This window comes from Micromonospora mangrovicola (assembly GCF_047200535.1).
Lineage (GTDB): Bacteria > Actinomycetota > Actinomycetes > Mycobacteriales > Micromonosporaceae > Micromonospora.
In genome coordinates this window covers 1-2,696 of record NZ_JBJZOG010000210.1, presented here as the reverse complement: position 1 = coordinate 2,696, position 2,696 = coordinate 1, and the positions used below count along the sequence as shown (strand labels likewise).

The window sequence follows — 2,696 nt, the reverse complement described above, 5'->3', positions numbered from 1 at the left end:
AAGATCCTCACCCGCAGAGCCGCCCGCGAGGTGCTACGTCCGTCTGCGAAGCGCATGAAGGAGCGCACTGCGGGTTGGCTGGTCCTGGTCGGCGGAGTGTTGACGTTCATCGTGGTGACCGCCGCCGCACCGGATCGACCCTGCACCGAGACGGCGCCGTGTGCGCCGGACGTGGGGGGAAGTCTCCTCATCGGGATGCTCGCGATCTTGCCTTTCCTCGGCTGGGTGCATGTGTGGTTCGCCGCAGCGGCGGCCACCACGATGTCGGTGGCGTTGATCTCGTACGACCTGGTCAACGCCGACGAGGCGTTCCCGCTGTGGGTTCCTCTGGTGGGCGTTGCCTACGCGGGCGGATGCGCCCTGCTCGCCGGGACCGTCGCTTCGCGCCGCCGGCCGGCGGCGCGGCGATGGCACGATCTCGCGGAGGAGCTACCGCCTCCGGCACCGGCCCGGTTCCTTAGACCCCCGCTGCCCGCAGCGATCGCGAGCGCCGCGCTGCTCGCCGCCGGACTGGCCGGTGCCGTCTGGGTGGCGGGTCGCCAGGCTCAGGCCGACGATCGGCAGCGCACGGCGGAGATCGTGGCGGCGACGGTGCGATCCCACCCGAGATGGGACGCGCTCGAGCTCGCCCTCCCCGCGGATGCGCGAACCCTTACCGGCACCTGGTCAACCGAGATTGTTGACGTTTATGACGCCGACGCCTACCCGGTCGGCTCGACGGTGAGGATCGCCGTGGACGACAACGGCCTGCGCCAACTGCTTGCCGAGCCATACGACGCCACGCCTTGGTATGCCTTGGTGTCGGTGCTCGTCCTGCTCGGGGCCGGGTTCGGGTGGCGCTTCGCCGTGCGGGCGCTGGCACAGCGCCGGCTCTTCCGGCGGCCTCAGCCCGTCACCGAGGTGCGGATCAGGCGGGGCCACGGCCGGGTGTACGTGTATGCGGGCCAGGCGTCCGCGCCGGAAGCGCTAATAGGGGAGATCCCTGTCCGCGATGACATCGAGCCCGCCCCCGGCGCAGCGGCGGAGCCTGCCGTGCTCTATGGCGTTCGGGCGCCGGGCGAGTGGTGCACGGTGACGCTCGGGCCGGTCACGCTGTCGCCTGCGCTCGCGCTGCGGCACGTCACCGACAGGACCGCGCTCGCGGTTGCGGAGGGCACCGGCAGCGCGCTCCACTCGCCTGCCCGCTCCCCGGGAGAAGGCGCCGGGTCGCGAGAGTGGCCCGAACTGCGCGGCTGGGGGATAGCCCTTTCCGTGACGCTCATTCTGGGTGCCACGGTGGCGGGCATAGCGATGCGCGAGCGGATACTGGCCGCACTGCTCGACGTACTCTGCACGGATGGCGGCTGCAGTCCCGCCGGCATGGTCGCCGCCGGCTGGGCGACGATCGGGCTACCCATGTTGGTCGCCGGCGGCATCTACTTCCTTGCCGGGCCTAGCAGACCCGCGCTATGGGGCCTCGTCACAGCCGTCGCCGCATTGGGCGGCGGTCTCGGTGTCATGTTCATCGGAAAGGGTGACTCGGCCCGACAGGCTGCAGAGTTCCACGCCGGCCACCCCGACATGGCGCTACTCTTCCCCGGGTTCGCTGCGGCGCTGGCCGCGCTGCTCATCGGGGCATGGCTCGGGCAGGCGATCAGGACGCTGCACGAGAAACGCCAGGCGCGTCCATCTCGACGAGCATTGACCGACCCCGACCCCGACCCCGACCCCGATCCAGCCAGCCGTCACTTCCTGATAGTCATTGCATGTGAGGTCGTCGCGCTCATCGGCGCGCTCGCCTGGGTGACCTTCGCCGCCTAGCAGCTTGGATCGAGCGCTCTGGCCGGCGCTCCAACCCGACCCCCGCCCGGGGGGATGCGGTCTCAGCTTGTCGGCCGCTGCCAGCAGGTGACGACCCGCGTCGACGAGCAGGTGTCGGGCATCGTCGGTTGACGTTCGGGGTCGACCCGCATCGAGGCTCGCGCTGCCTTCTTGCTGCCTCGCTGCCTGACGCCTCGATTACAAGAACTGTGCGTGCCGTTCGGCGACGTTCGCGTTCGTCCGCCCCACGTCGACCCTTGGTCCCTACGCTCACGATGGCGACTGTCGCCGTCCGGGCTTGTTGCTGTCGACGTTGCTCTCAACGGCTACATGTGGCGGCGCACAAGACGGACCAACAGCACGACGGGAGCTATGAGCACCACGATCGCCCACTGGACTCCGACGGCGAGGCAGACCAGGAACTCTAGGGCGTCATGGTCGATCACGGCCGGGCTGCCCGCTTGAGGCACGCCGGAGGTTGAGCCATAGGCACGCGGGCCGTCCTGCGGGAGCCAGCGCGGAACAGCCGGCCGCCATGCCATCCACAGAGGTCTCGGCGACGCATCGCCGCCGCGTTCCGCACCGCCCTCGTCGGCCATGCCGTCATCGAAGCACGTCCCCCAGCTGCTGGCCACAACCCGGCCCTCGCACGCGGGTCATACGTTGAAGCGAAACGTGGACCGGCTCGCCGATGACCTGCACCGACAAGATTGCGCTCAAGGTCCGACGGAGTGGGTGCCTCGTAGTGCTGCCGACTGGGGGTTGCCGACGTTTGACGGCATCTTGTGCCCCATCAGCGCCCCCGAGGGGTTGCCACACCCTCAGCAACCCCGAGGCGGCGTCCCGGCGCACACGGTTCAGGAAGGGTGTAGCGAGGCCGAGCCATCCCCCGTCCT

At 69.9% G+C, this 2,696-nt stretch carries 1 protein-coding gene; it reads left to right on the top strand.

Annotated features, from left to right (window positions below; translation table 11 throughout):
- A partial coding sequence (locus tag ACL02O_RS33985; protein ID WP_412822282.1) for a hypothetical protein occupies nucleotides 1–1,800 on the top strand: 1,800 nt, incomplete at its 5' end.
- Nucleotides 1,801–2,696 lie beyond the last annotated feature (896 nt).